Origin of the sequence: Serratia sp. AS12, assembly GCF_000214195.1 — a bacterium.
GTDB lineage: Bacteria > Pseudomonadota > Gammaproteobacteria > Enterobacterales > Enterobacteriaceae > Serratia > Serratia plymuthica.
Genome location: NC_015566.1, coordinates 4635388 through 4659313, shown reverse-complemented (window position 1 = coordinate 4659313; position 23926 = coordinate 4635388). Strand labels below are relative to the sequence as shown.

At 58.6% G+C, this 23926-nt stretch carries 23 protein-coding genes; 7 read left to right on the top strand and 16 right to left on the bottom strand.

Annotated features, from left to right (window positions below):
* Positions 1 to 10: 10 nt before the first annotated feature.
* The 15 genes from SERAS12_RS21585 to hycA form a co-directional block, all read right to left on the bottom strand.
* The gene (locus SERAS12_RS21585) at positions 11 to 700 is read right to left on the bottom strand and encodes a PAS and helix-turn-helix domain-containing protein (RefSeq protein WP_013814569.1); all 690 of its coding nucleotides are present in this window, start codon (positions 698 to 700) and stop codon (positions 11 to 13) included.
* A 25-nt stretch (positions 701 to 725) separates the two neighbouring features.
* Positions 726 to 1136 carry a GNAT family N-acetyltransferase gene (locus SERAS12_RS21580; RefSeq protein WP_013814568.1) on the bottom strand — a complete coding sequence of 137 codons (411 nt, stop codon included), beginning with the start codon at positions 1134 to 1136 and terminating at the stop codon, positions 726 to 728.
* A gap of 844 nt (positions 1137 to 1980) precedes the next feature.
* Positions 1981 to 3003, bottom strand: a complete 1023-nt coding sequence (locus SERAS12_RS21575; protein ID WP_013814567.1) for a HoxN/HupN/NixA family nickel/cobalt transporter — start codon at positions 3001 to 3003, stop codon at positions 1981 to 1983.
* Complete coding sequence (hypF, locus tag SERAS12_RS21570) at positions 2990 to 5308, bottom strand: carbamoyltransferase HypF (RefSeq protein WP_013814566.1); 2319 nt, start codon at positions 5306 to 5308, stop codon at positions 2990 to 2992. Before hypF ends, SERAS12_RS21575 begins: the two co-directional genes overlap by 14 nt.
* A gap of 54 nt (positions 5309 to 5362) precedes the next feature.
* Complete coding sequence (fdhF, locus tag SERAS12_RS21565; protein ID WP_013814565.1) at positions 5363 to 7519, bottom strand: formate dehydrogenase subunit alpha; 2157 nt, start codon at positions 7517 to 7519, stop codon at positions 5363 to 5365.
* An 11-nt stretch (positions 7520 to 7530) separates the two neighbouring features.
* A complete protein-coding gene (gene hydN, locus SERAS12_RS21560; RefSeq protein ID WP_013814564.1) occupies positions 7531 to 8073 on the bottom strand; it encodes an electron transport protein HydN in 543 nt (180 codons plus the stop codon).
* A 140-nt stretch (positions 8074 to 8213) separates the two neighbouring features.
* Positions 8214 to 8684: a hydrogenase maturation peptidase HycI gene (gene hycI / locus SERAS12_RS21555; RefSeq protein ID WP_013814563.1), complete on the bottom strand. Its 471-nt coding sequence runs from the start codon at positions 8682 to 8684 to the stop codon at positions 8214 to 8216.
* Positions 8677 to 9090, bottom strand: a complete 414-nt coding sequence (locus SERAS12_RS21550) for a formate hydrogenlyase maturation HycH family protein (RefSeq protein ID WP_013814562.1) — start codon at positions 9088 to 9090, stop codon at positions 8677 to 8679. Before SERAS12_RS21550 ends, hycI begins: the two co-directional genes overlap by 8 nt.
* Positions 9087 to 9884, bottom strand: coding sequence for an NADH-quinone oxidoreductase subunit B family protein (locus SERAS12_RS21545; protein WP_013814561.1), 798 nt, complete (start codon positions 9882 to 9884; stop codon positions 9087 to 9089). The genes SERAS12_RS21550 and SERAS12_RS21545 overlap by 4 nt, the downstream gene beginning before the upstream one ends.
* Positions 9881 to 10414: a formate hydrogenlyase complex iron-sulfur subunit gene (locus SERAS12_RS21540; protein ID WP_013814560.1), complete on the bottom strand. Its 534-nt coding sequence runs from the start codon at positions 10412 to 10414 to the stop codon at positions 9881 to 9883. The genes SERAS12_RS21545 and SERAS12_RS21540 overlap by 4 nt, the downstream gene beginning before the upstream one ends.
* A 12-nt stretch (positions 10415 to 10426) precedes the next feature.
* Positions 10427 to 12130, bottom strand: coding sequence for an NADH-quinone oxidoreductase subunit C (locus SERAS12_RS21535; protein ID WP_013814559.1), 1704 nt, complete (start codon positions 12128 to 12130; stop codon positions 10427 to 10429).
* 18 nt (positions 12131 to 12148) lie between these two features.
* Positions 12149 to 13084: a respiratory chain complex I subunit 1 family protein gene (locus SERAS12_RS21530; protein WP_013814558.1), complete on the bottom strand. Its 936-nt coding sequence runs from the start codon at positions 13082 to 13084 to the stop codon at positions 12149 to 12151.
* Positions 13085 to 13094: 10 nt separating this feature from the next.
* On the bottom strand, positions 13095 to 14969 hold the full coding sequence (locus tag SERAS12_RS21525) for a proton-conducting transporter membrane subunit (RefSeq protein ID WP_013814557.1): 1875 nt from the start codon (positions 14967 to 14969) through the stop codon (positions 13095 to 13097).
* Positions 14966 to 15583 carry a 4Fe-4S dicluster domain-containing protein gene (locus SERAS12_RS21520; RefSeq protein ID WP_013814556.1) on the bottom strand — a complete coding sequence of 206 codons (618 nt, stop codon included), beginning with the start codon at positions 15581 to 15583 and terminating at the stop codon, positions 14966 to 14968. The genes SERAS12_RS21525 and SERAS12_RS21520 overlap by 4 nt, the downstream gene beginning before the upstream one ends.
* Before the next feature lie 89 nt (positions 15584 to 15672).
* Complete coding sequence (gene hycA / locus SERAS12_RS21515) at positions 15673 to 16140, bottom strand: formate hydrogenlyase regulator HycA (RefSeq protein WP_041416376.1); 468 nt, start codon at positions 16138 to 16140, stop codon at positions 15673 to 15675.
* 252 nt (positions 16141 to 16392) lie between these two features.
* On the opposite strand from hycA, the gene hypA reads away from it, so the two are divergent.
* From hypA to SERAS12_RS21480, 7 genes are all read left to right on the top strand, one after another.
* Positions 16393 to 16737 carry a hydrogenase maturation nickel metallochaperone HypA gene (gene hypA / locus SERAS12_RS21510; protein WP_013814554.1) on the top strand — a complete coding sequence of 115 codons (345 nt, stop codon included), beginning with the start codon at positions 16393 to 16395 and terminating at the stop codon, positions 16735 to 16737.
* Positions 16738 to 16755: 18 nt separating this feature from the next.
* A complete protein-coding gene (gene hypB, locus SERAS12_RS21505; protein WP_013814553.1) occupies positions 16756 to 17559 on the top strand; it encodes a hydrogenase nickel incorporation protein HypB in 804 nt (267 codons plus the stop codon).
* The gene (locus SERAS12_RS21500) at positions 17550 to 17843 is read left to right on the top strand and encodes a HypC/HybG/HupF family hydrogenase formation chaperone (RefSeq protein ID WP_013814552.1); all 294 of its coding nucleotides are present in this window, start codon (positions 17550 to 17552) and stop codon (positions 17841 to 17843) included. Before hypB ends, SERAS12_RS21500 begins: the two co-directional genes overlap by 10 nt.
* Positions 17830 to 18957: a hydrogenase formation protein HypD gene (gene hypD, locus SERAS12_RS21495; protein WP_041416373.1), complete on the top strand. Its 1128-nt coding sequence runs from the start codon at positions 17830 to 17832 to the stop codon at positions 18955 to 18957. Before SERAS12_RS21500 ends, hypD begins: the two co-directional genes overlap by 14 nt.
* The gene (gene hypE / locus SERAS12_RS21490) at positions 18954 to 19970 is read left to right on the top strand and encodes a hydrogenase expression/formation protein HypE (RefSeq protein ID WP_013814550.1); all 1017 of its coding nucleotides are present in this window, start codon (positions 18954 to 18956) and stop codon (positions 19968 to 19970) included. Before hypD ends, hypE begins: the two co-directional genes overlap by 4 nt.
* A gap of 114 nt (positions 19971 to 20084) precedes the next feature.
* Positions 20085 to 22139, top strand: a complete 2055-nt coding sequence (flhA, locus tag SERAS12_RS21485) for a formate hydrogenlyase transcriptional activator FlhA (RefSeq protein ID WP_013814549.1) — start codon at positions 20085 to 20087, stop codon at positions 22137 to 22139.
* Between the two features lie 37 nt (positions 22140 to 22176).
* Positions 22177 to 22452 (top strand): hypothetical protein, encoded by a 276-nt coding sequence (locus SERAS12_RS21480; protein WP_013814548.1) that lies wholly within the window; start codon positions 22177 to 22179, stop codon positions 22450 to 22452.
* Between the two features lie 477 nt (positions 22453 to 22929).
* Here SERAS12_RS21480 and SERAS12_RS21475 read toward each other — a convergent pair whose 3' ends face one another.
* A complete protein-coding gene (locus SERAS12_RS21475; RefSeq protein ID WP_239440964.1) occupies positions 22930 to 23826 on the bottom strand; it encodes a LysR family transcriptional regulator in 897 nt (298 codons plus the stop codon).
* Between the last annotated feature and the right edge of the window lie 100 nt (positions 23827 to 23926).

Here is a 23926-nt window from a genome sequence, read left to right as displayed (position 1 = left end):
TCCTTGCTGTTCAGATAAACTGGATGCCTTTTGCTATCAGGCGATCGGGAATATAGCTGTCCAGACGCGCATACTTGCAAAACTCCTCAAACTGTTGCAGCGTATGGACGTCAGATTTCTGATAGATGTTATATATTCTATTTTCTATCGTTTTAGTGCTGATGTTATATATTTTGGCGATCTCTTTCACCGACAGCCTTTGCAGCATTAAAAATATAACGTCGAGCTCGGCTTGGGTGAAAACAGTACTGTTCACTTCTGTGGTCAGCACGCTGGGTTTTTGCTGGTTGATGTATTTTAGCGGGGATAGCGTGTTAAGCGGTTTGGCATTCCACATCACCCCGAAGACCTGTTTTTTATCATTGTAAATGGGCAGTTTTTCGCTGATAAAAGGTGTCAGGCTGTCTTTCCCGTACCAATAATGCGTTTCTATTACGGCAACCCGATCCCGCGACATTTCTGTCATCTTGTCGTGTTCTATAAAGTCGTCTGCGCAGTCGGCCCAGTCGGCGGGAAACTCGTCGTCCCGTTTTCCGGATATATCGAAACTCAACGGCGTATTGGTATAGAGGTAGGCGGCATGGTTCATATAGATATGACGGGATTCCAGATCCTTAATGCCCCAGGGATCACTCAAGTGCTCCATCATGGCAATAAGACCCTTCAAATAAAATTCATTATTTTTATCGGGCGAATCCATTCTGACCTCACCGATTAAAATTGGGTTAAATTTCTTTCGCCAGGTAATGACGCGTATGCTTTTTGGCATAGCCGCCTAAATTGCCGTAGACCTGATAACCCAATTTTTCGTAAAAGCCTCTGGCCTGGAAGTCGAACGTATCGACATAAGCCATGTGGCATCCCCGTTGACGGGCTTCTTCTTCCGCTTTTTCCATCAATTGGCGGCCATAACCGCTTTTACGATGGGCATCGCTGACCCAGAGATACTGTACTTCAAGGCCGCCCCACCAGGTTCTGGCCACCAATCCGGCGACGATTTTACCGGCATCATCGGTAACGGTCAGAAACAGCGGGTGGATGTCTACGGGTTGATAATTTTCGTTGTGGGCCCAAAGGTTGTCGATAACGTACTCTTCGTCCTGTGGATTTGGCTGGTCCGTCACATTGATATTCATGGCAGTAATATACTTTCCCTTAGTAATAATTTGCGTTGAAATTAAATGAAATCCGCCCAACTAGTTTAACTATCACTTTTCATAATGTATTACAAGGGTGCTTTTCACCCGTTCCCGTCAGGCATACCTGCGGTTATATTGAACGTAACAGGGCGAACAATAGCGTAATACACGCATAAATAACGGTAGACCCTGCTCGTAACCTATTCCTATTGCGCCTCACCAGGGCCTCACCAGGAACGTTGATCTGCTGTTCAAGGCTCCACCGGTAGAGCAAGCTAACTTGCCAAAGGGGAGCCGCCATCTTCAGTCTTTTGGATTATCCCGTACAACGCTAAATGTTCAGATGTTGCCGCCGTCAGTTAGCGAGCACAACAGAATCACGCATATACTTATCAGCCTTATTATTTTCCATAAATATAAGATTTACGCATTCCTTACACTTTAAATACGGGTTATGGCTTTTATTGTTTGCATTTATATAAACGCCCGGCAATTCATCTTTAAAAAAACTTTTATTCTTTAAAAGGTGAATTTCCGCATGGTCAGAACGCAATATTGCATTTTTATTATGTGTGGTTATTTATTAAGATACGCACCGCTTGTCATCGCAAGCTTCGTGATATTGGTTCTGCTCTGGAACACCTCCTTTGACGTGATAAAAAGGAGGTTTTTTCGCTTTGTCGGCACGTTTACAGACGAATATGAGCACCCCAGTCACTTAGTTTACCAAGCTCCCGGGGATGAACGGCCTTGCCGCCGAGATGCAACGCCAATTATTTTGGGTATAACCTCGTTGTATTCGCAAAAAATAGACGTCTGACAATCAAGATATAAACAATGATTAAACCGCCAGCGCGTCATAGTTTTTACGCCGGTAGTTGACCGCCGACAGCACCCAGAACAAGACAAACAGCGCAATAGCGGCGTAGCCGACGCTGCCCATGTTGTCATTGAGCAGCGCAATGCCATCCCAAACGGCACCGTGCAGGTTCAATTTTTCGGCCAGCAGCCCCAATCCTTCCAGGCCACCAATCAACACCGCAATCGCCACGCTGGTGGCGGTGATGGTCATGTTGTAATACAGCTTGCGCACCGGTTGGTTGAACGCCCAGCCGTAAGCGCCAATCATGACGAAATTATCCAGCGAATCCACCAACGCCATACCGCTGGCGAACAGCAGCGGGAAGATCATGATCGACCAGACTGACATGCCGGAGCCGGCTCCGGCGGCGGAAATGCCCAGCAGGCCAACTTCGGTGGCGGTATCGAACCCCAGCCCAAACAAAAATCCCACCAGATACATATGCCAGCTTTTATTCACGGTATTGAAGGTCACGCGGAACAGCCGCGTCATCAGGCCACCGTGTTGGTGCGTCAGGGTACCCTCCGTCAGTTTTTCGCCCCTTTTCACCCGGCGGAAGGTGCGATAAACATCGCGCAGAATCAGCCCGTTGAGTACCGCCATCGCCAGCAGGAACAGCGAAGAAATCAGCGTGCCGAGGGTGGAGCCGTAGTCATGCAGCCAGCCGATGCGGCTGCCGAACGCCAGCGAGGTGGCGGCGATGGCCGCGCAGGCCAGAATCACGATGCTCGAATGCCCGAGCGAGAAAAATGCGCCGACGGAAACCGGCCGTTGGCCCTGTTGCATCAATTTGCGCGTCACGTTGTCGATAGCGGCGATGTGGTCGGCATCCACCGCGTGGCGCAAACCGTAGCTGTAAGCCAGCAGCGCGGCGGCCATCAGCGCCGGGTGCTGATGAAATGCGGCAAAGGCCGCAGCCCAGGCCAGCAGGTTAACGGCGATCAACGCCAACAGCAGCCAGAAGGCGCGGGTGTTTTTTTGGAAGAACTCAGGGTAATTCATGTTGCGTCCTGTCAGAAAGAGAAGAAGAAAGCGGGGATTGTTGCGCACAGGCGACCATCGCCTGGCCGAATGCCAGCCCGCCGTCGCCTGCGGGGATGCGCTGTGGCAGCAGTACCTGCAGCGGTGCCAGATGATGCACCAACCGTTGGCGCAGCAGCCGGTTGTGCAGCACGCCGCCGCTCAGCGCCACCTGTTTGATGCCATACTGCGCGGCAAAATGCTGGGCCAGGGCGGCGAACCCTTGCGCCAACGCGTCGTGAAATGCCCAGGCGCGCTCGGCCGGCGGTGTGCGCCAGCCAAGCCATTGCGGCCAGAAGGCGGCGAGATCGAGCAAATTGTCTTTGAGCTGCAGGTGCAGCGGGTGGCGGCAATGGGTTGCCTGATGCGCCAGCGCTTCCAGCCGGCAGGCCGCTTCGCCTTCCCAACTGAGTTGCAAAGGCGCACAGCCTAGCGCGGCGGCGGCGGCGTCAAACAACCGACCGCACGACGACGCCAGCGGGGCGTTGATGCCGGCGTCGATCGCTTTCAGCAGCGGCTGCCACGGTTGTTGCAGCAAAAACTGCGTTTCCGGCAGCCGTTGCCAACCGTCGACAAAGCGCGCGCAGTGCGCCAACAGGTTGCGCCACGGCTCTTGCGCAGCGCGATCGCCGCCCGGCAGCGCCACCGCCGGCAAACCGCCGAGCGAGCGGCAGTGGCGGTAGTCCACCCACAAGCATTCGCCGCCCCACAGCTGGCCGTTTTCGCCGTATCCCAGGCCGTCCAGCGCTAACCCGATAACCGCGCCGCCGTCGAGCGGCCACTGGTGCTCCGCCAGGCAGGCCGCCACATGCGCGTGATGATGCAGCACCTCGGTCAAGGGTACAGATTGACATTGCGCCCAGCGGCGGCTGGCATAATCCGGGTGCGCATCGGTGGCGATGCGCTGCGGCCGGCAGTGATACAGCGTCAGGAAATGGGCGATGGCGTGTTGCCACTGTTGTTGAACGTCTTCCTGCGCCAGATTGCCAACATGCTGGCTGAGGATCGCTTTGTCGCCGCGCACCAGGCAGAAGGTATTTTTATTGTCGCCACCGACCGCCAGCAGCGGCGGTTGAACCGGGAAGCCGGGCGGCAGCGGCAAGGCATCCGGCGCGTAACCGCGAGAACGGCGTAGCATCTCGATGCCTTGCGGTTGCTGTCGCAGCACAGAATCATCGGCGCGTTGCAGGATCTCGCGGTTATGCATCAGCCACAGATCGGCAATGCCGGCCAGATCCTGCAGGGCCTGTGCGTTGGTTAACACCGGTGCGCGCCCGGCGGCGTTGCCGGAGGTCATCACCAGCGGGCGTCGCACCGCTTGCATCAGGAGATGATGCAGGGGGTTGGACGGCAGCATCACGCCGACTTCGTCGAGATGCGGCGCAACGGCATCACACAACGCGGAGTGGGGCCGCTGCGGTACCAGGACGATCGGCGCCGCCGGGGAAAGCAGGATTTCGCTCAGTTGCGCCAGCGAGTGGCTACCGGTGCAGCGCGCCAGCCAACTGACATCCGGCAACATTACCGCCAGGGGTTTACCCGGCCGGTGTTTACGGTTGCGCAGGCGCATCACCGCGTGCTGATCGGTGGCGTCGCAGGCCAGATGGAAACCGCCAACGCCCTTGATGGCGACGATTTCGCCGGCGCATAACAGCGCCGCCGCCTGTTGCAGCGCCATATCTGCCAGGTTGATTGCTTTGCCGTCGGCGTGGCAGCTGAAAAGCTGCGGCCCGCATTGGCTGCAGGCCACCGGCTGGGCATGAAAGCGCCGGTCCTGTGGCGAGTGGTATTCCCAGGCGCAGTGCGGGCACAGTGCGAACGGCGCCATGCTGGTCGCCGGGCGGTCGTAAGGCATATAGCGAATCAGGGTGAAACGCGGGCCGCAATGCGTGCAGTTAATGAAGGGATAGCGGTAACGGCGATCGTGCGGATCGTTCATTTCACGCAGGCAGTCGGGGCAGGTTGCGGCGTCGGGAATGACTTGCGTGTCCATTTGGCTTTGCCGGCTGCGACGAATGGCAAAGTCCTGCGGCGGCTGCAACCAGGTAAAGGGACGCAGGCCGATATTATCAATCCGGGCCAACGCCGGCGCCTGGCGCTGCAGCATATGCAGGAATATATCGATATCCACCGGTTGTACCAGCCGAATTTCGACCCCGGCGCTGTCGTTCCAGACTTCGCCACGCAGGCCGAGGCGCTGCGCCAGTTGCCAGACAAAGGGGCGGAATCCCACCCCCTGCACCTTGCCGCTGATGCGAAGCAATAATCCTGACGGTGACTTGGACATCTTACCTACCCAATAAGTAGGGGACGAACAGGTTCGTCCCGGTTTGGCTAACGGTCACATCACGTCTTCCACCGCCCTGCGCAGGCGGGCTTTCATGTCGCTGTAGCTTTGGCTGGCGTAGTTTTCCGCCCATTTTTGATCGCCAATCGCTTCGAGCTTGACCGCGCAGTACTTGGTTTCCGGCGTTTTGGATATCGGATCGAGGTTTTCCTGCGTCAATTCATTGCAGGCGCCAATCCACCACTGATAGGTCATGTACACCGCGCCCAGGTTAATGCGCTCGTTGTAGTTGGCGCGGGAGATCACCTTGCCGCGCCGCGAGGCGACCCACACCAGTTGCTGATCGCCAATGCCCAGGGCGGCGGCGTCTTGCGGGTTGATTTGCACGAAGCCCGGCTCATCCGCCAGCGTTTGCAAGGCGGCGCAGTTGCCGGTCATCGAACGGCAGGAGTAGTGGCCGACTTCACGCACCGTACACAGCACCAGCGGATAAGCGGCGTCCGGTACTTCGGCCGGGGCGCGCCAGGTGGTGGCGAACAGCTGCCCCTTGCCGGACGGGGTGGTGAATTGATTGCCCTGATACAAATACGGCGTGCCTGGGCTGTCGAGCGTGGTGCAAGGCCATTGAATGTGGCCGAGCTCGCCCATTTTTTCGTAGGTTGCGCCGTAAAACAGCGGGCACAGCTCGCGCATTTCATCCCAGATTTGCTGGTTGTCTTCGTAATGCATCGGATAGCCCAGTTCGGTCGCCAGCAGGCTGATGATTTCCCAGTCGCGCTTGACGTTGTACTGCGGTTCGATGGCTTTTTCGAAACGCTGGAAACCGCGATCGGCGCACGAGAACACGCCACCGTGCTCACCCCAGGAGGTGGATGGCAGGATCACGTCCGCTTGTTCGGCGGTTTTGGTCATGAAGATGTCTTGCACCACGATAAACTCAAGCGCATCGAAAGCGCTGCGCACCAGGCTGAGATCGGCTTCGGTCTGTAACGGATCTTCCCCCATGATGTAATAGGCTTTCACTTTGCCTTCGTGCACCAGGTGCGGCACTTCAGTGATGCGATAACCGATATCCGGATCCATTCCGGCGGCGTCAATGCCCCAGGCGGCGGCGAATTTGGCGCGGACTGCGGGGTCAGTAACGGATTGATAACCGGGGAATTCGTTTGGCAGCACGCCCATGTCGCAGGCGCCCTGGACGTTGTTCTGGCCGCGCACCGGGCCGACGCCGACGTTGGCGCGCCCGAGGTTACCGGTCAACAGCGCCAGGCTGGCCAGCCCTTTGACCACATCCACCGCCTGGCCGAACTGGGTGACGCCCATGCCCCACATGATGGTGGCGGAAGGGGCGCTGGCGTAAGTGCGCATCGCCTGACGGATTTGCTGGGCGCTGACGCCGGTCAGCTGTTCCACCGTTTCCGGCGCGTAATCGGCCACTTGTTGGCGATAGGCATCGAAGCCTTCGGTGTATTTCGCCACATAATCGCGGTCATACAGGTTTTCTTCGATCAGCACGTGGCCGAAGGCGTTAACCAGCGCCATATTGCAGCCGTTGTTGATTTGCAGATGCTGATCGGCGATGCGTGCGGTTTCAATACGGCGCGGATCGCAGACCACGATTTGCGCGCCTTTCTCTTTGGCTTTCAAGACCCGACGGGCGACGATCGGGTGCGAGTCGGCGCAGTTATAGCCGATGATCAGTAAACATTTGGAGTTTTCGATATCGCCGATCGAGTTGCTCATCGCGCCGTTGCCCAGCGTGGCTTGCAAACCGGCTACCGACGGGCCGTGACAGACGCGGGCGCAGCAGTCGACGTTATTGTTGCCGATCACCGCGCGGGCGAACTTCTGCATCACATAGTTGGTTTCGTTGCCGGTACCGCGTGAGGACCCGGTGTGCATAATGGCGCGTGCGCCGTGCTGCTGCTTGATGGCTTTCAGCCGCTGCGCGGTGTAGCGGATGGCTTCGTCCCAACTGACCGCTTCAAACTTGCCGCCTTTTTCGCGGCGGATCAGCGGTTGCGTCAGGCGCGGCGTCAGCAGTTTGGTGTCGTTGAGGAAGTCCCAGCCATAGTAACCCTTCAGGCACAGTTCGCCCTGATTGGTGGCGCCGTCGGCGGCTTCTGCGCGAAGGATTTTGCCGTTATCCACCACCAGTTTCATTTTGCAGCCTGCGCCACAGTAAGGGCAGACGGTCGTGATTTTTTTCATTGGTTCAGCTCCTAAAACAGAGACGACAGGTTGTCGAGCGCGGCACGGCGGCGTTTCTCGGCGTTCATTTCCTGCAACAAATTGCGGTCAACGCAGTGCAACGCTTTGGTGGGGCAGGTTTCCATACAGGCCGGGCCGGCGTCGCGACCGGTGCACAAATCGCATTTGTGGGCTTCGGCTTTGTCGCTGGTGGCCGTCAGTTGAGCGCCGTTCTGGCGGATCACCGGGCGGGTGATCACTTCCATGGCGCCGTAGGGGCAGGCCACCACGCAGGTTTTGCAGCCGATGCAGCGTTCCTGCATCACCAGCACCATGCCGTTTTGGCGGCTGATGGCGCCGTTGGGGCAGACGTTGGCGCAGGGCGCGTCTTCACACTGGCGGCATAACACGGCGGTACTGACGTTAACGCCTTTAATCACGTGTAGCCGTGGGGCGAAGGTGGCGGCGGTCAACGCCGAAATGTCCTGGGTGGCGCTGTGTGCCATGACGCAGGCGATTTCGCAGGTACGGCAGCCGATGCATTTCTTCGGATCGGCGATGATGAACCGGTTCATCAGGAACTCCTGGTTTACGGGGTTGGCAGTGGCGGAATGACAAGGTCTATACATAAAGCGTGCCAACCCACAAATATCAATAAAAGCAAAAGGTTAGTTTTTTGGTGACGAGCGAGCCGACAAAAATGACGATGACGATGTCAGGCCGTCGTCACGGTTAATGTCGAATAGCCGCCGTGGGCCTGCCAGTGACCCAGGCGCTGATGCAGGGTTTTCACCGCCTGCTGCACCGCCGGGCCAATGGGGTAGTAAAACGCCACCACCTCCGGTTGAATGCCGATGAAGGTAATGTCCGGTATGTCGGCGCGCAGTTGGTCTATCAGGAAGCTGAGCGGCATGTTGTGGGTGGTCATGATGAACATTTCGGCGATATCCGCCGGATCTATCACCCGGGTCTCGCCCGGTGCCAGCCCCATGTCGGTGGCGTCGACGATCACCAGCCGCTGTGGCCGCAGTTGGCGAATGGCGTGAATGTCATTCTCCGGCGCCGCGCCGCCGTCGATCACCGTCCAGCCGGTGGGCGGGGCGGCCTGGCACAGTTCCGCCAGCAGTGGGCCGGCGCCGTCGTCGCCCATCAGGCAATTGCCGACACATAACAAAACGCTATCCATGGTGCCTCCTGACCATCAGATAAATCGCCGGTTCGTTTTCGATGGATTGCAACAGGGCGATTAACCGTTGGCTCCAGTCTTGTTGCTGCGACGTCATTTGTCCGGCGGCGCGGCTCAGCGCGCTGGCCAGCAAATGGGTGTGGCTGCTGTCGATGCAGATTTCGCCAAAGCGTTCGACGCCGGCCAGTTTACGCCTGGCGGCACCCTCGGCCGGCAGGTGCGCAATCCAGTCGCGAAACGCCGCCAGCGGGCAATCGAGCCTGGCCTCCAGACAGTCGATCACCCCCAGGTGATGGCCGATCGCCAGGCTGTAATAGATCACTTCCTGCGCCTTGGGTGGCGCCTTCTTTTCCTGCACGAACTTGCGGCTGAGGGAATAAAACGTCACGTGGCAGACCGCGCTCATAGCCGTAACTCCCCTTGCTGTACGCGCTGATAAAGGGCTAACAGATGACCGACGATCTCTGTCAGGCGCGGGTCGTCTTGCCGTTGCAAATACGCCGCCACGCGCTGTTCCGCCGTTTGCGCGTCGGTGGCGGCCAGCAGTTGCAGGAAGTGATCGGCGATTTGCCGGCCGTAGCGATATCCGGCCAGGCGCCGCGCTTCGCGATCTACCGCCACGCGCAGCGGCTGCGGCAGTTGCGGGTGCAGCAGCGCGGTGGCCTCGCCCTCGGTTTCATCGTGCTGTTGGCGGTGGATTTTCTGTTCGAGCAGGCCGAGCGCCATGGCGAAGCCGTAAATCGTGGCGGCGGGCGTCGGCGGGCAGCCGGGGATATACACGTCAACCGGTACGATGCGGTCGGTACCGCCCCACACGCAGTACAAGTCGTGGAAAATGCCGCCGCTGTTGCCGCAGGCACCGTAGGAAATGCAGATTTTCGGATCCGGCGAGGCCTGCCAGGCGCGGATCGCCGGGATGCGCATCGCACGGGTGACTGCGCCGGTGAACAGCAAAATGTCGGCATGGCGCGGCGAGGGCACCACTTTAATACCGAAGCGTTCGGCGTCGAACAGCGGCGAAATAGCGGCGAAAATCTCGATCTCGCAGCCGTTGCAGCCGCCGCAGTCAACGCGATAGACATAGGCGGAGCGGCGGATATCTTTCAGCAAGGTGGTTTTTAACTGGGCGATGCTGTCGTCGAGCGTTATCGGCACCGGCTGCCCGTTGGCGTCACGCGGGCCAATCAGCGTCTGGTTCATTGGGCGACCTCCCGGGTCAAATGACGGCCGACGTCGATACGGTCGGCCTGGGTCAGGCTTTGTTGCTGTTTGCAGGCGGGGCAGGTTTCGAACTGTTCGCGGCGCTGCTCGCCGAGTTCGAGCAGCGCCAGGGCGTAATCGATTTCTTTCTGCGGGGCATAAGCCTTGCCGCATTGGCGGCAGTGGCAGAGGGTGAAATCGGCGCTTTCGAGCAGATCTTCTTTGCGCCACACCGCCAGTTCGAACTGGTTCGACAGGCGAAGGGCGGTCGTCGGGCAGACTTCTTCGCAGCGGGCGCAGAAAATGCAGCGGCCCAAAAAGAACTGCCAACGGATCACGCCGTTTTCGACATCGGTTTCCATGGTCAGCGCGTTGGACGGGCAGGCGTTGGCGCAGGCGCCGCAGGCGATGCATTGCTGCGGGGTATACTCCGGCTTACCGCGAAAGTTGGCGTCCACCGCCAGCGGCTGCGCCGGATATGCCAGGGTGGCATTGCCGGTTTTCAGCACTTTTTTAATCAGTTTCAGCATGGTGTCGTCCCCTTAAAACGGTGCGTTTTTCCGCTCGATGCCGTAGCGCTCAATTTCCTTGTACGGCACCACGACAGACTTGCGTTTGCGGATATCGACGATGGTCATGCGGTCGGTGCAGGAATAGCAGGGATCGAGGCTGCCGATGATCAGCGGGGCGTCGGAAACGGTATTGCCGCGCAGCATAAAGCGCAGCGTCGGCCAGTTGGCGTAGGTGGCGGCGCGACAGCGCCAGCGGAACAGTTTCTGATTGTCGCCGGTCATGCTCCAGTGAATGTCGTCGCCGCGCGGCGCTTCGGCAAAGCCCAGCGCAAACTTGTGCGGCATATAGGTAAAGCCTTCCACCGCCAGCGGCCCGGCGGGCAGGCATTGCAGGCCGAATTCGATGATGCCGAGCGAGTTGAACACTTCGTGAATGCGCACTTTCAGGCGCGAATACACGTCGCAGCCGGTTTCGACGCACAGTTCCACCGGCAGCTTGGCGTAACCGGCGAACGGATGATCGATACGGGTATCCCGGCGGTGGCCGCTGCCGCGCAGCATCGGCCCGACGTTGCTGTAATCGCGCGCGATCTGCGGATCCAGCCGGCCGACGCCGATGCTGCGCTGCTCGGTATTCGGCGTGCTGAGCAGAATATCTACCAGATCCTTGAGCTCGCTGCGCATCTCTGCCGCCAGCCGCAGGGTTTGCAGCATGTCGTCTTTCAAGATGTCGCGCCGAATGCCGCCAATCAGGTTCAGGCCGTAGGTTTTGCGCGCGCCGGTAAGGATTTCCGCCATCTTCATCGATTTCTCGCGCACGCGGAAAAACTGCATGAAGCCGCTGTCGAAACCGACGAAATGGCAAGCCAGGCCGAGGTTGAGCAGGTGGCTGTGCAGCCGTTCCACCTCCAGCAGGATCGAGCGGATCATTTGCGCCCGTTCCGGTATCTGAATGCCCATGGCGTTCTCCACCGAGCTGGTGTACGCCACGCTGTGGGTAAAGCCGCAGATGCCGCAAACCCGGTCGGACAGGAAGGTTACTTCGTTATAACCCATGCGCGTTTCCGCCAGCTTTTCCATGCCGCGATGGACGTAGAACAGGCGGTAATCGGCGTCGATAATGTCTTCACCGTCGACGAACAGGCGAAAATGGCCCGGTTCGTCCGAGGTGATGTGCAGCGGGCCAATCGGCACCACGTTGGCCTTGGCGCCGGCTTCGCTGACAAACGGATAGGTTTCGACGTCGGTGGTGGGCGCCGGCCGCTGGCGGTAATCCATTGCATCTTTACGCAGCGGGTAAAGATCGTCCGGCCAGTCGTCCGGCAGCACCAGACGCCGTTCATCCGGCAACCCTACCGGGCGCAAACCGTACATGTCCCGCACTTCGCGCTCGCCCCACACCGCCGCCGGCACCCGTGGCGTTACCGACGGGAACTCCAGCGTTTGGGCGTCGACTTCGGCGCGCACGGTGATCCAGCATTTCACCCCTTGCTCCATCGACAGCACGTAATACAGCGCATAGCTGCCGCACAGCGTGCGTTCGTCATTGCCGAACAGCACCGAAAGCCAGCCGCCTTGCTGGTAATACAGCCATTCCACCACCTCCGGCAGCGCATTCAGCTTCACCGTTACCGTGAGCTGATCGGCGGTTTGCCATTCTGCCGCCAGCACGGCTGCCGGGAATTGCCGTTGCAGCGCCGTCAGATAATCTTGGCCCAGATGTTCAGTAATCATGATGTTCCTACTTGTGAATTAGCTGACGACCAGCCAGGAAACCAGCGCCAAAAATGCCAGGCCGAAGCCGGCCCAGGTGGTGCGAGCGGTTTTCAGAAAACGCAGCCGTGCGACGCTGTTTTCCACGACGGCGACGGCCACCACCGCCAGCAGCAGCTTGCACAGCGATAACGCCAGCGCCACCGCCAGCGCGGGCAGGGTCAACGCGGTGGCCTGGCCCCAGGGCACGAACACGCCGATAAACAGTTGCAGCACCACCAGTTGCTTCAGGCTGATGCCCCACTTGAGCATGCCGAGCGCTGTGCCCGCGTATTCGGTCAGCGGGCCTTCCTGCAATTCCTGTTCGGCTTCCGCCATGTCGAAAGGCAATTTGCCCATTTCGATAAAGGTGGCGAAACCGCAGGCCAGCAACGCCAACAGCAGCGGCGCGCTGGCGTACAGCGGCCAATCCGCGACGCACTGGCTGATGGCGCTGAGCTGGGTTGAACCGGCGACCAGCGCCGCCACCCACAGGCCAAGCAGCAGAATCGGTTCCACCAGAATGCCCAGCACCGCTTCGCGGCTGGCGCCAATGGCGGTGAAGGGGCTGCCGGTATCCAGCCCGGCGATGGCAAACACGAAGCGCACTACGGCGAACAGATAAATCAGCGTGATGACATCGCCGATTGCCGGCAGCGGAGAAGCCTGCAACAGCATCGGCAACGCGCAGGCAATGGCCAGCAGTGTGCCGGTCAGCAGATAAGGCATGGCGCGGAAGGCGATTCCCGCTGCCGCAGGGGCGAGGGATTGACGTTTGAGCAACTTGGCGATGTCGCGGTATTCCTGCAACACGCCCGGCCCGCGACGGCTGTGGAGGCGGGCGCGCAACTGGCGGCTGACGCCGGCAAACAGCGGCGCTATGGCCAGCAGCAACAACGCCTGCACGATGCCAATCAGTAGAGTGGGATAAGTCATCAGGTTCTCCTTAGGCCAGCGCCACGACCAGCAGCACCGCCAGCTCGATGGCGGCGACGCCACGGCAAAACGCGTTGAGGGGCGCGCGATGCAGCCAGCGCTGTAAGGCGACCGGTTGCAAGGTTTGGCGCAGGGCGTACAGCGGCGCGAACATCACCCGCAGCGGCTGAGCGAAGCCGGTGGCGGTAATCACCATCGAGGCTTCGTGGCCGTAGCCGCAGGCCCAGGCTTCGCCGCCCGAGCGGCGCGCCTGGCGTTTCCCTCGATAAACCGCAGCGATCAGCAACGGCAGCAGCGGCATCGCCAACAGCAAAATGGCGATCAGCGGCGGGGAAACCAGCAGAGGGTTGCCGAGCGGCGCTTGCGGAGTCAAGGTGGCGGCCAGCCGGGCAAACAGCGGGATCAGCCACGGCGCGCCAATGCCGCACAGCAGGCACAGCAAGGCCGGCAGCAGATGGCTGAGCATCATCGGCCACGTCGCCGGCCGGGCGTTGGCGGCGGCTTCACAGCGCGGTGCGCCGAGGCACACCACGCCAAACACTTTGCTGACGCACATCACCGCCAACGCGCCGGTGATCGCCAACGCCACCGCCAGCAACGGGCCAAGCAGCCGGCCGACAAAGGCCGATGCGGCGCTGAACTGGAACAGGCCTTGATAAATCAACCACTCGCTGGCGAAACCGTTGAGCGGCGGCAGCGCCGCCATCGACATCAGCCCGACCAGCAATGCGATGCAGGTCCACGGCATCAGCCGCGCCAGTCCGCCCATTTTTTCCATGTCTTTCAGCCCGGTTTGCTGTTCGACAGCGCCGGAGGCAAGCAGCAATGCCGATTTAAACAGGCTGTGATTGCACAGATGGAACAGGCCGCCCATCAGCGCCAGCGCGGTCAGTTCAGGCAAGTGCAACGCCAGACCCACCATTGCGCCGCCGATGCCGAGCAGGATGATGCCGATATTTTCCAGCGTGTGGTAAGCCAGCAGTCGACGCAGGTCATGCTCCATCAGCGCATACAGCCCGCCGAAAAAGGCGGTGCCGGCCGCCAGCAGCAACACCAGCAACCCCCACCACAGCGGCGGTGTGCCCAGTAGATCCATGCCGATTTTGATCACGCCGAGCAGCCCGACTTTCATCAGCGCGCAAGAAAAGAGCGAGGCCGCCGGGGCGGGCGCGCTACTGTGCGCTTGCGGCACCCAGCCGTGCAGCGGCATCACGCCGGCGTAAATGCCGAACCCCGCCAGCGCGAGCAGAAATGCCCCGCTGCGCAGCGCCGAAGGCAAGGCTATCTCGCGCATGATGCTGAATTGCAGGCTGTGGGTTTGGTTGTAGATCAACGCAAAAGCGGCGACCAGCAGCAGCGTACCGAAGCGCATCAGCAGAAATTGGCTGTGGCCGGCCTGCTGGCTCTTGGCGTCTTGCCGCCGAACAATCAGGAAGTAACCGCACAGTGCCGCCAGTTCCAGCAGCAGCACCAGCGCCAACGCATTGTCCGCCATCACGGCCGCGCTCAGCGCCGCGGGCATCAACAGCATCAGGCTGCCCTGCCGGGTGCGGCCGTGGTCATTGAGCGTCGTCAGCCAATGGCAAAGGTACAACCCCACGAACAGGTTGCTCAGCGCGATCACCAGCAGCAACAGCGCATTCAGGCCACTGATTTCCACCGCATAGTGCAACCACGGCAGGCGGGCAGGATGAGGCGTGGTGAACAGCCAGGGCAGAGCCGCCGCAGTGGCGGCCAGCGACACCAGCAGCGTGCCGATGCCGCAAACACCGGCGCAAAAACGCGGCCAGATCGCCAGCAGCCAGCACAGTGCGGCCAGCAGCAGCGAACCGCTCAGTGACAGCGTCAGCAACAGCAGCGGGTCGGGCAGAAAATCGGTGATCATCGGTTCGGCTCCTTGCGGGCGATGGGGGGGCTGACAAACGGCAACTCGGCGGCTAACGCCTGCATCGCATTGCGGCGTTTTCGTTCGCTGGCCTGCCGCACGTCGTGGTCGGCAACCAGCCGGATGGCGTTGGTCGGGCAGGTGCGAATGCACGCCGGGCCGTCAGGGCTGAAGGCGCACAAATCGCATTTCACCGCCACCGCGCGTACCCCCGGTTGGCAATCGAGAAACGCGCTGACCGGGCGAGCGGGAGCGGGTGGCGGCGGCGCCAGCGCGGTCTGGCAATCGCCGGGAATGCCCAGCGGCACGCTGCCGCCAAAATCAATGGCGCCAAACGGGCAGGCGATGCCGCACAGTTTGCAACTGACGCACAGGCTTTCGTTCAGCACGATGGCGTTATCCTGATGCGTTATCGCGTTTACCGGGCAAACCTGTGCGCAGGGCGCGTCTTCGCACTGGCGACACATCACCGGCGCGGTATCGCGCGCATTGCGCATCACCTGTAAACGCGGCAAGGCTTGCAACCCGGCCAGGCGGTGTTCGGTCGCGCAACTGGCCATGCAGGTATTGCAACCCATGCATAATTTGGCATCCGCAATAAGAAAGCGGTTCATGCACACTCCTTGCGGTTTCGTCACTTTTGACGAAATCGACAGTAAAAATGACGTTTCGACAGTCGCTGTCATCAATAAAGCGGCGTTATTCAGGCCGGCAGAATGATTTTTTTCAATTCTTCATGAATGGTGCAATCGCCATGCAACGAATCAAATAAGCATTGGTAAATAACGGCGATCTTATTCAGGTAATGCTCCAGCACCGCAGGCTTATCACGGTTATTGATTTGGCCGTCAATCAGGCCGTTTTCATCCAGCGTGGCGTGAGCGAAAGGGGCGAAATTTTCCTCTTCGTTTGGCGCGGCCAAATTAATGCTGTAGCAGATATCGCGGCTGTAAAAACCGTCGCTCAATTGAATGCGCAAGGTGAAGTGATTGAACAGCGTGAAGCGGATGTCCTGACCCTGTCCGCAGATAAACTCATGATTAATACTCTGTTTTGTGGTGGTTACCGCTTTGACCAGCGTGTTGTGGTAATGCTGCCATTGCGCCATCAACCGGTTGTTTTTGCCGGAGATATAATCGGCCTGGCTAGTCAGTTCATTTATTGTGCTCATCTGTGTCACCCGGTGTGTCGACATTTCCTGTGGTGACGCTAATAGGGCATAAATCGTGCCAGCTTGGTTTTGTTTTAATTAATGACTTTAAATTCAATGACGCGATGAATTATTTGATGTGTGAGTTGACGCCGTATGGCGGCTTTTACTGTCGATGACATCGACACTCGACAAATGTGTCGGCGCCTGACTGGCACCGTATTTGCACAGATATTTTCAGTTGGACGTTTTATTGCCGTTACCGGAGACCGCATGCACGAAATAACGCTTTGCCATTACGCGCTGGAGATTATGCAGCAGCATGCGCAGCAACAGCAGGCGCGGCGAATTACTGCCGTGTGGCTTGAGGTAGGCGCATATTCCTGCGTCGAGGCGCAGGCGCTGCATTTCTGTTTCGACATGGTGTGCCGCGGCACGCTGGCCGAAGGTTGCACGCTGCATTTACAGCAACAGCAGGCGCTGAGCTGGTGCCATGACTGCCAGTGTGAAGTGACCTTGCCGTTACCGCAGGTGCGCATCTGCCCGCATTGCGAAGGCCACAACCTGCGCGTGCAGGCCGACGACGGCATACAAATAAAACGCCTGGAAATTGAATAACCACAGAGGGGAAAGCTTATGTGTAGCACTTGCGGTTGCGCCGAGGGAGAAGTGGCCATTGAAGGTGACGCTCAGCCCGCGAGGGTGCCGTTTCGCCCGCGCCAGAACCCGAAAGGCGATCTGCATTATGGCTTTGGCGCGGCCGGCACCCACGCGCCGGGCATCAGCCAGCGGCGCATGCTGGAAATCGAAACCAACGTGCTGGCGAAGAATGACCGCCTGGCGGCGCACAATCGCGAACATTTCGCCGCGCAACAGATCCTGGCACTGAACCTGGTGTCCAGCCCCGGCTCCGGCAAAACCACCTTGCTGACGCAAACCCTGCTGCGGCTGCGCGATAGCGTGCCGTGCGCGGTGATAGAAGGCGATCAGCAAACCACCCACGACGCCGAACGCATTCGTGCCACCGGCGTGGCGGCGATCCAGGTCAATACCGGTAAAGGGTGCCATCTGGACGCGCAGATGGTGCATGACGCTGCCCACCGTCTGGCGCTGAAACCCCACAGCCTGCTGTTTATCGAAAACGTCGGCAACCTGGTGTGCCCGGCCGGGTTTGATCTCGGCGAACGGCACAAGGTGGCGGTGCTGTCGGTGACCGAAGGCGAGGACAAGCCGCTGAAATATCCGCATATGTTCGCGGCGGCGCGGCTGATGCTGCTGAACAAGATCGATTTGCTGCCGTACCTGGATTTTGATCTCGACGCCTGCATCGCCAATGCCCGGCGGGTCAACCCGCAGATTGAAATCATCACGCTGTCCGCCACTCGCGGCGACGGCATGGATCAGTGGCTGAACTGGCTGGCGGTGCAACGATGTGCATAGGCATTCCGGGGCGAGTTGTCGCGCTGGACCCACTGCACTCGCAGCATGCGTGGGCGGAGGTGTGCGGCGCCCGGCGTGAAATCAACATTGCATTGGTGTGCCAGGCCGGTCAGCCGCATGAAACGCTGCTGGGCTCTTGGGTGCTGATCCACGTCGGTTTCGCTCTGAGTCGGCTGGATGAACAGGAAGCCGCTGAGATGCTGGCGGCGTTACAGGCGATGGGCGAAGTGGAAAACGACGTGGCGCTGTTTATGGCGGGGGAAGGCAATGATGAAATACGTTGATGAATTCCGCGATCCGCAGTTGGTGAAATCCCTGTTGCAACGCATTACGCAGCGGGCGGCAACGCTGCCGTTCAGCGCCGAACGTCCATTGCAGCTGATGGAAGTGTGCGGTGGCCATACGCACGCCATTTTCCGTTTTGGCCTGGATAAACTGCTGCCGCCGCAGGTGGAGTTTATTCATGGGCCAGGTTGCCCGGTGTGCGTATTGCCGATGGGGCGTATCGACGCCTGCCATGAAATCGCCGCCAAACCCTCGGTGATTTTTTGCACCTTTGGCGACGCGCTGCGGGTGCCGGGCAAGCAGGGATCATTGATGCAGGCGCGAGAACGCGGTGCCGATGTGCGGGTGGTGTATTCGCCGCTGGACGCACTGCAACTGGCGCGCGCCAATCCGCAGCGGCAGGTGGTGTTCTTCGCGCTCGGTTTTGAAACCACCATGCCGGTGACTGCGGTGACGCTGCAACAGGCGCGTTTGGAGGGCATTGAGAATTTCAGCGTCTTCTGCCAGCACATCAGCCTGATCCCGACCTTGCGCAGCCTGCTGCAACAGCCGGAGGTACGCATTGACGGTTTCCTGGCGCCGGGCCATGTCAGCATGATCATCGGCACCGAACCCTACCGCTTTATCAGCGGCGAGTATCATAAACCCCTGGTGGTGACCGGCTTTGAACCGCTGGATATTCTGCAAGGCGTAATGATGCTGATTGACCAGTTCTGCGAGGGGCGCAGCTGCACCGAAAACCAATACCGCCGGGTGGTGCCGCAAAGCGGCAACCTGCTGGCGCAGCAGGCGATGGCGGAGGTGTTTGCGATCGGCGGCAGCAGCGAATGGCGTGGATTGGGCACCATTGCCGATTCCGGCATCGGCCTGAGCGCCGCCTATGCCGATTTTGACGCCGAACGCCGCTTTCAGCCCCAGCCTCAGCAGGCGGCAGATGACCCGCGCGCCTGTTGCGGCGCGGTGCTGACCGGCCGCTGCAAACCGCGCGATTGCCCGCTGTTCGGCGGTGTCTGCACGCCGCAAAACGCCTTTGGCGCGCTGATGGTGTCTTCCGAGGGCGCTTGCGCCGCCTGGTATCAATATCGTCGAGAAACAGAGGAAAACGTCGCATGAATCCGGTTATTAGCCTGGCACACGGCAGCGGCGGCAAAGCTATGCAGCAACTGCTGGAATCGCTTTTCTTGCCCGCCTTCGCCAACCCGCAGTTGGAACAGCGTGAAGATCAGGCGCGCATCGCGTTGGCGTCGTTAATGCGGCAGGGCGATCGGCTGGCGTTTACCACCGACAGCTACGTTATCGATCCGCTGTTTTTCCCCGGCGGCGATATCGGCAAGCTGGCGGTATGCGGCACTGCCAACGATCTGGCGGTCAGCGGGGCGACGCCGCGCTACCTGTCCTGCGGCTTTATTCTGGAGGAAGGGCTGCCGCTGGCGGAATTGGCGCGGGTGGTGGAGTCGATGGCGGCAACCGCCCGCGAGGCCGGCATTCAGATCGTGACCGGCGATACCAAAGTGGTGCAGCGCGGCGCGGCCGACAAGCTGTTTATCAACACCGCCGGCATTGGCGTGATCCCGCAGAACATCGAGTGGTCGGCGCAGCGCATTCAAGCCGATGACGCGATCATCGTCAGCGGCACCCTGGGTGACCACGGCGCCACCATTCTCAACCTGCGCGAACAGCTTGGTATGGCGATGGACATCACCAGCGATTGTGCGGTGCTGACGCCGTTGATTGCGCCATTGCGGGCGATTGACGGTGTACACGCATTGCGCGACGCCACCCGCGGCGGCGTGAACGCCATACTGCACGAATACGCCGTTGCCTGTGGTTTCGGTATCGACATCGACGAGCAGCGCCTGCCGGTGAAACCGGCGGTGCGCGGCGTTTGCGAACTCCTGGGGCTGGACGCGATTAACTTCGCCAATGAAGGCAAGCTGGTGCTGGCGGTGGCGCAGGCGGCGGTTCCTGCGGTATTGGCTGCGTTGCAGGGGCACCCGTTGGGCGCGGATGCGGCGGTGATCGGCCGGGTGACCGACGGCGCCACACAGGTGCGGCTGCGCGGAGCCTATGGCATCAGCCGGTTGCTCGATTTGCCGCATGCCGAGCCTTTACCTCGCATTTGTTGATCCGGTCGGGGGAAGCGGTGGCCGGTCAGCAGTAAACTTTGCGCCGTAGCTCACATAAAAATAAAAAAATTCAATTACCGCAACCGGATGCCTTAACCGGCAGAGTGATGGTCAATGTCGAATGCAAGCATAGAAAAACAGGAACTGTTGGAAATTGCCCGCTTGTTGTTCAGCCAGCGCGGCTATGGCGATGTGCTGACCCAGCTGCAACAGATCGTTCGGCGCTGGCGGCTGGCGGACGATGTGACGTTGCTGTTGCTGCACCCGAGCAGCGCGCGAGTCGGCTTCCACGGTCACGACAGCCACGGACAGCCGTTGAACTATCAGGATGAAACGCTGTTGGCCAATGGGCCGATCGCGCTATTACGCGAGAATGCGCAGCCGCTGCGCCTGTGCGGGGCCGATCTGCGCCAGCGTTACCCGCAGTTGGCGATGTTGGCGCTGTATCCGCCGCTCAGCCATTATTGCCTGATGCCGCTGCGCACTGGCGGGCAGTTGCTTGGCGGTTGCGAACTGTTGCGTAACGACGGCAACGCGTTCGAGGATGCGGCGCTTGACGCATTGACCCCCTTGATGGAGCTGACGGCGCTGGCGGTAGAGCAGGTACAACTGCGCGAAACCGCCGAGCGCCAGCAGAGCCAGTTACGCCATGAGCGCGATGATTTCCGCGTGCTGGTGGATGTCACCAATGCGGTGCTGTCCAAGCTGGATCTGGACGATCTGATTGGCGAGATCTCCAGCGAGATCCACCGCTTCTTCAAAACCGATGCCATCAGCATTGTGCTGCCGGGCGATCGCGACGATCGCGTGACGATCTACGCCACCCATTATCTGCAAGATAACGTGGCTAAACGTCAGCAATACAGCGTACCCCTGGCCGGCACGCTGTCGGAAAAGGTGATGCAGAGCGGCGAAATGCTGCTGCTGAATCTGAAACACTCGGATCCGCTGGCCGAGTATGAACGGCAGCTGTTTGATCTGTGGCATGAGCAAATTCAGACGCTGTGCGTGCTGCCGCTGATTTTCGGCCAGAAAACCCTCGGTGTGCTGAAGCTGGCGCAATGCCAGCCGGATAACTTCAATGCCGCCAACTTGCGGGTGTTGCAGCAGATCGCCGAGCGTATCGCCATTGCGGTCGATAACGCGTTGGCCTATCAGGAAATCAGCCGCTTGAAAGAGAGTTTGGTGCATGAAAATCTGTATCTGACCGAACAGATTAATGACAACAATCCGGATTTCAGTGAGATCGTTGGCCGCAGCGCGGTGATGTCCAGGGTGCTGCAACAGGTGGAAATGGTAGCGAAAAGCGACTGTTCGGTATTGATCCTCGGCGAAACCGGCACCGGAAAAGAGTTGATTGCCCGCGCCATTCACAATTTGAGCGAGCGCCGCGATCAGCGAATGGTGAAGATGAACTGCGCGGTGATGCCTGCCGGGCTGTTGGAAAGCGATCTGTTCGGCCATGAAAAGGGCGCATTTACCGGCGCCAGCACCCAGCGTATGGGCCGTTTCGAGCTGGCGGACAAAGGCACGCTGTTTTTGGACGAGGTAGGGGAAATCCCGGTCGAGTCGCAGCCTAAATTGCTGCGCGTGCTTCAGGAGCGCGAGTTTGAGCGGGTTGGCGGCAACAAGCTGCTTTCCGTCGATGTGCGTTTGATCGCCGCCACCAACCGCGATCTGCAGCAAATGGTCGCCGACCGCGAGTTCCGCAGCGACCTCTATTACCGACTCAATGTCTTCCCGATACTCATTCCGCCGCTGCGCGAGCGACCGGAGGACATCCCGCAACTGGTGAAATTTCTTACCTACAAGATTGCACGGCGCATGAAACGCACCATCGACAGCATTCCGGCCGAAACGCTGCGCATGCTGAGCCAAATGCCGTGGCCGGGCAACGTGCGCGAACTGGAAAACGTCATTGAGCGGGCAATATTGCTGACGCGGGGCACGGTGCTTAATCTGCAACTGCCGGAGCTGCAATATGCGCAGCCTTCCATCGCGCCAATCGCAGTGCCGCCGCCGGCAATAGCGGGTGAAGATGAATATCAACGGATTGTGCGGGTACTGAAAGAAACCAACGGCGTGGTCGGTGGGCCGCGTGGCGCTGCGCAACGGCTGGGGCTGAAACGTACCACTTTGCTTTCACGGATGAAGAAAATGGGCATGTGAGGCAGAAAACGATTTCCGAATGTTGTTGAGTGTTCGTATGAAGCTTATAAAGAGTAACGGACGGGAAACCCTGTTGAATCAAGAGGAATTGGCCATATTGTCCAGGCAGCTTTGTGCCCTGGAGGCGAGTTTCTCCCTGTTGCCTGACTATGAGGAAAGTGAAACGTTGGCACCGATGGAGTCGGTATTGAGTGAGCTATCTTCAAGGATGGCCGATCATTATCCCTATTTTTCGGTCCGGCTTGTTGTTGTCTTGGCCGGAAGCTCACCCTTCTCTGTCAGCACTACCGATAATTATTATGATAATAAATAAATGCCAGAGTGGAGAATATGGCGGCAGGGGTGAAAACTATTTTTCTTTAAAAAAATGCCTGATTGATTTCATTGCTTATATTTTGAAAAGTGTTATTTCCTGTGCAGTAATGAAACTGTTTTAGCAGGTCAAGATTAAAGCTCTTCCACCGTAAAATGAGTGGCCAACGGGATGTATTTATAGCGGAGTTGAATTATTTTTCAGGAAAGCAATTCACTGCTTATGAGCAAGGTTAACACGAAAGTATATGGCTGCACCTGTTCAGCCGGCGAGATCCGATTACTCGAGTCATGTCGACATTTGCTGCGTGCTGGCGTTGTCACCGTGCTTGTCGTGGGCCCCTGCCCGGAACAATGCTGTTGCAGCAATATCTTCGCTTATAAAATTACATCCGGTAGGCATTTTACTGAGGTACCAGATCGCCCCTCACTATTTGGCGTAGTCTGGTGTCTACTTCGCTCATCACGTCTTCGGATGCTATCCGGTCGTAACTTGGGTATCCGCCAAGGATATCAATTTTTTCAATAACGGTGATTGATTGTTTTTACGCCATGCAAAACCAATATCCAATCGCGGCAGATTTTCCAGCAGTTCCACATAGGCCACACCGGTTCGCGCCAGATGGCGTAATGAATTCGGCACCAGAGAAAGACCGATCCCGGAAGCAACCAGGCTGATGATAGTTTGCATTTGAATAGCTTGCTGAATGATATTTGGTTTCGTACCGTTATTGGCGTAGTACTGCATCACCAGTTTATAGAATGATGGCGCCGCTTTTTGCGGGAAAATGATTAGCGGTGAATTAATCACGGATCGCGAGCAGAGTTTGCCATGGGTTAACTCGAGCCTGCCATTATCCAGCCAGGCCTGAGGCACCGCAGCGACCAACGATTCCGAGAGGATCTTTTTATAGTCCAGACAGCCCGGCAGTTGTGCCTCCTCCGGGGGGATAATGATACCGGCGTCAATCCGTTCCTCCAGCAATTCGCTCAATTGCACATCGCTGGTCGCTTCTTTTAAAATCAGTTCAACCGCAGGGTAAATTTGACGAAAATGACTGACCAGTCGAGGAAGAATGTTATATCCCGCTACACTGATAAAGGCTAGCGATAATGTTCCTGATTCACCTTTACCCAGTCTGTCGGCAATATCAGGTAACGCATTCAAACTGCTTAGTGAGTTTCTGACGTAAAATAACCATTGTTCTCCAAAAGGCGTCAGCTGCACATTTCTTTTGTTACGAAAAAAAAGAGTGTGTCCCAATTCTTTTTCCAACGACATTATTGACTGGCTCAATGGAGGTTGCGTCATATTAAGACGTTCCGCTGCCTTGCCAAAATGTAGGGTTTCCGCAACTGTTACAAAGTATTTCAACTGTCTAACATCCATGACAAATACTCACAGCAACTTAATCGATAGGGGAGATTATATTTCACCGCGCAGTTTGTCCACTCTAATATTGGGCCTTACTTGT

What these genes read in the sequence shown, in the direction of transcription:
- SERAS12_RS21585 (WP_013814569.1), bottom strand. Translation starts at nt 700, where the DNA reads ATGGATTCGCCCGATAAAAATAATGAATTTTATTTGAAGGGTCTTATT.
- SERAS12_RS21580 (WP_013814568.1), bottom strand. Translation starts at nt 1,136, where the DNA reads ATGAATATCAATGTGACGGACCAGCCAAATCCACAGGACGAAGAGTAC.
- SERAS12_RS21575 (WP_013814567.1), bottom strand. Translation starts at nt 3,003, where the DNA reads ATGAATTACCCTGAGTTCTTCCAAAAAAACACCCGCGCCTTCTGGCTG.
- hypF (WP_013814566.1), bottom strand. Translation starts at nt 5,308, where the DNA reads ATGTCCAAGTCACCGTCAGGATTATTGCTTCGCATCAGCGGCAAGGTG.
- fdhF (WP_013814565.1), bottom strand. Translation starts at nt 7,519, where the DNA reads ATGAAAAAAATCACGACCGTCTGCCCTTACTGTGGCGCAGGCTGCAAA.
- hydN (WP_013814564.1), bottom strand. Translation starts at nt 8,073, where the DNA reads ATGAACCGGTTCATCATCGCCGATCCGAAGAAATGCATCGGCTGCCGT.
- hycI (WP_013814563.1), bottom strand. Translation starts at nt 8,684, where the DNA reads ATGGATAGCGTTTTGTTATGTGTCGGCAATTGCCTGATGGGCGACGAC.
- SERAS12_RS21550 (WP_013814562.1), bottom strand. Translation starts at nt 9,090, where the DNA reads ATGAGCGCGGTCTGCCACGTGACGTTTTATTCCCTCAGCCGCAAGTTC.
- SERAS12_RS21545 (WP_013814561.1), bottom strand. Translation starts at nt 9,884, where the DNA reads ATGAACCAGACGCTGATTGGCCCGCGTGACGCCAACGGGCAGCCGGTG.
- SERAS12_RS21540 (WP_013814560.1), bottom strand. Translation starts at nt 10,414, where the DNA reads ATGCTGAAACTGATTAAAAAAGTGCTGAAAACCGGCAATGCCACCCTG.
- SERAS12_RS21535 (WP_013814559.1), bottom strand. Translation starts at nt 12,130, where the DNA reads ATGATTACTGAACATCTGGGCCAAGATTATCTGACGGCGCTGCAACGG.
- SERAS12_RS21530 (WP_013814558.1), bottom strand. Translation starts at nt 13,084, where the DNA reads ATGACTTATCCCACTCTACTGATTGGCATCGTGCAGGCGTTGTTGCTG.
- SERAS12_RS21525 (WP_013814557.1), bottom strand. Translation starts at nt 14,969, where the DNA reads ATGATCACCGATTTTCTGCCCGACCCGCTGCTGTTGCTGACGCTGTCA.
- SERAS12_RS21520 (WP_013814556.1), bottom strand. Translation starts at nt 15,583, where the DNA reads ATGAACCGCTTTCTTATTGCGGATGCCAAATTATGCATGGGTTGCAAT.
- hycA (WP_041416376.1), bottom strand. Translation starts at nt 16,140, where the DNA reads ATGAGCACAATAAATGAACTGACTAGCCAGGCCGATTATATCTCCGGC.
- hypA (WP_013814554.1), top strand. Translation starts at nt 16,393, where the DNA reads ATGCACGAAATAACGCTTTGCCATTACGCGCTGGAGATTATGCAGCAG.
- hypB (WP_013814553.1), top strand. Translation starts at nt 16,756, where the DNA reads ATGTGTAGCACTTGCGGTTGCGCCGAGGGAGAAGTGGCCATTGAAGGT.
- SERAS12_RS21500 (WP_013814552.1), top strand. Translation starts at nt 17,550, where the DNA reads ATGTGCATAGGCATTCCGGGGCGAGTTGTCGCGCTGGACCCACTGCAC.
- hypD (WP_041416373.1), top strand. Translation starts at nt 17,830, where the DNA reads ATGAAATACGTTGATGAATTCCGCGATCCGCAGTTGGTGAAATCCCTG.
- hypE (WP_013814550.1), top strand. Translation starts at nt 18,954, where the DNA reads ATGAATCCGGTTATTAGCCTGGCACACGGCAGCGGCGGCAAAGCTATG.
- flhA (WP_013814549.1), top strand. Translation starts at nt 20,085, where the DNA reads ATGTCGAATGCAAGCATAGAAAAACAGGAACTGTTGGAAATTGCCCGC.
- SERAS12_RS21480 (WP_013814548.1), top strand. Translation starts at nt 22,177, where the DNA reads ATGAAGCTTATAAAGAGTAACGGACGGGAAACCCTGTTGAATCAAGAG.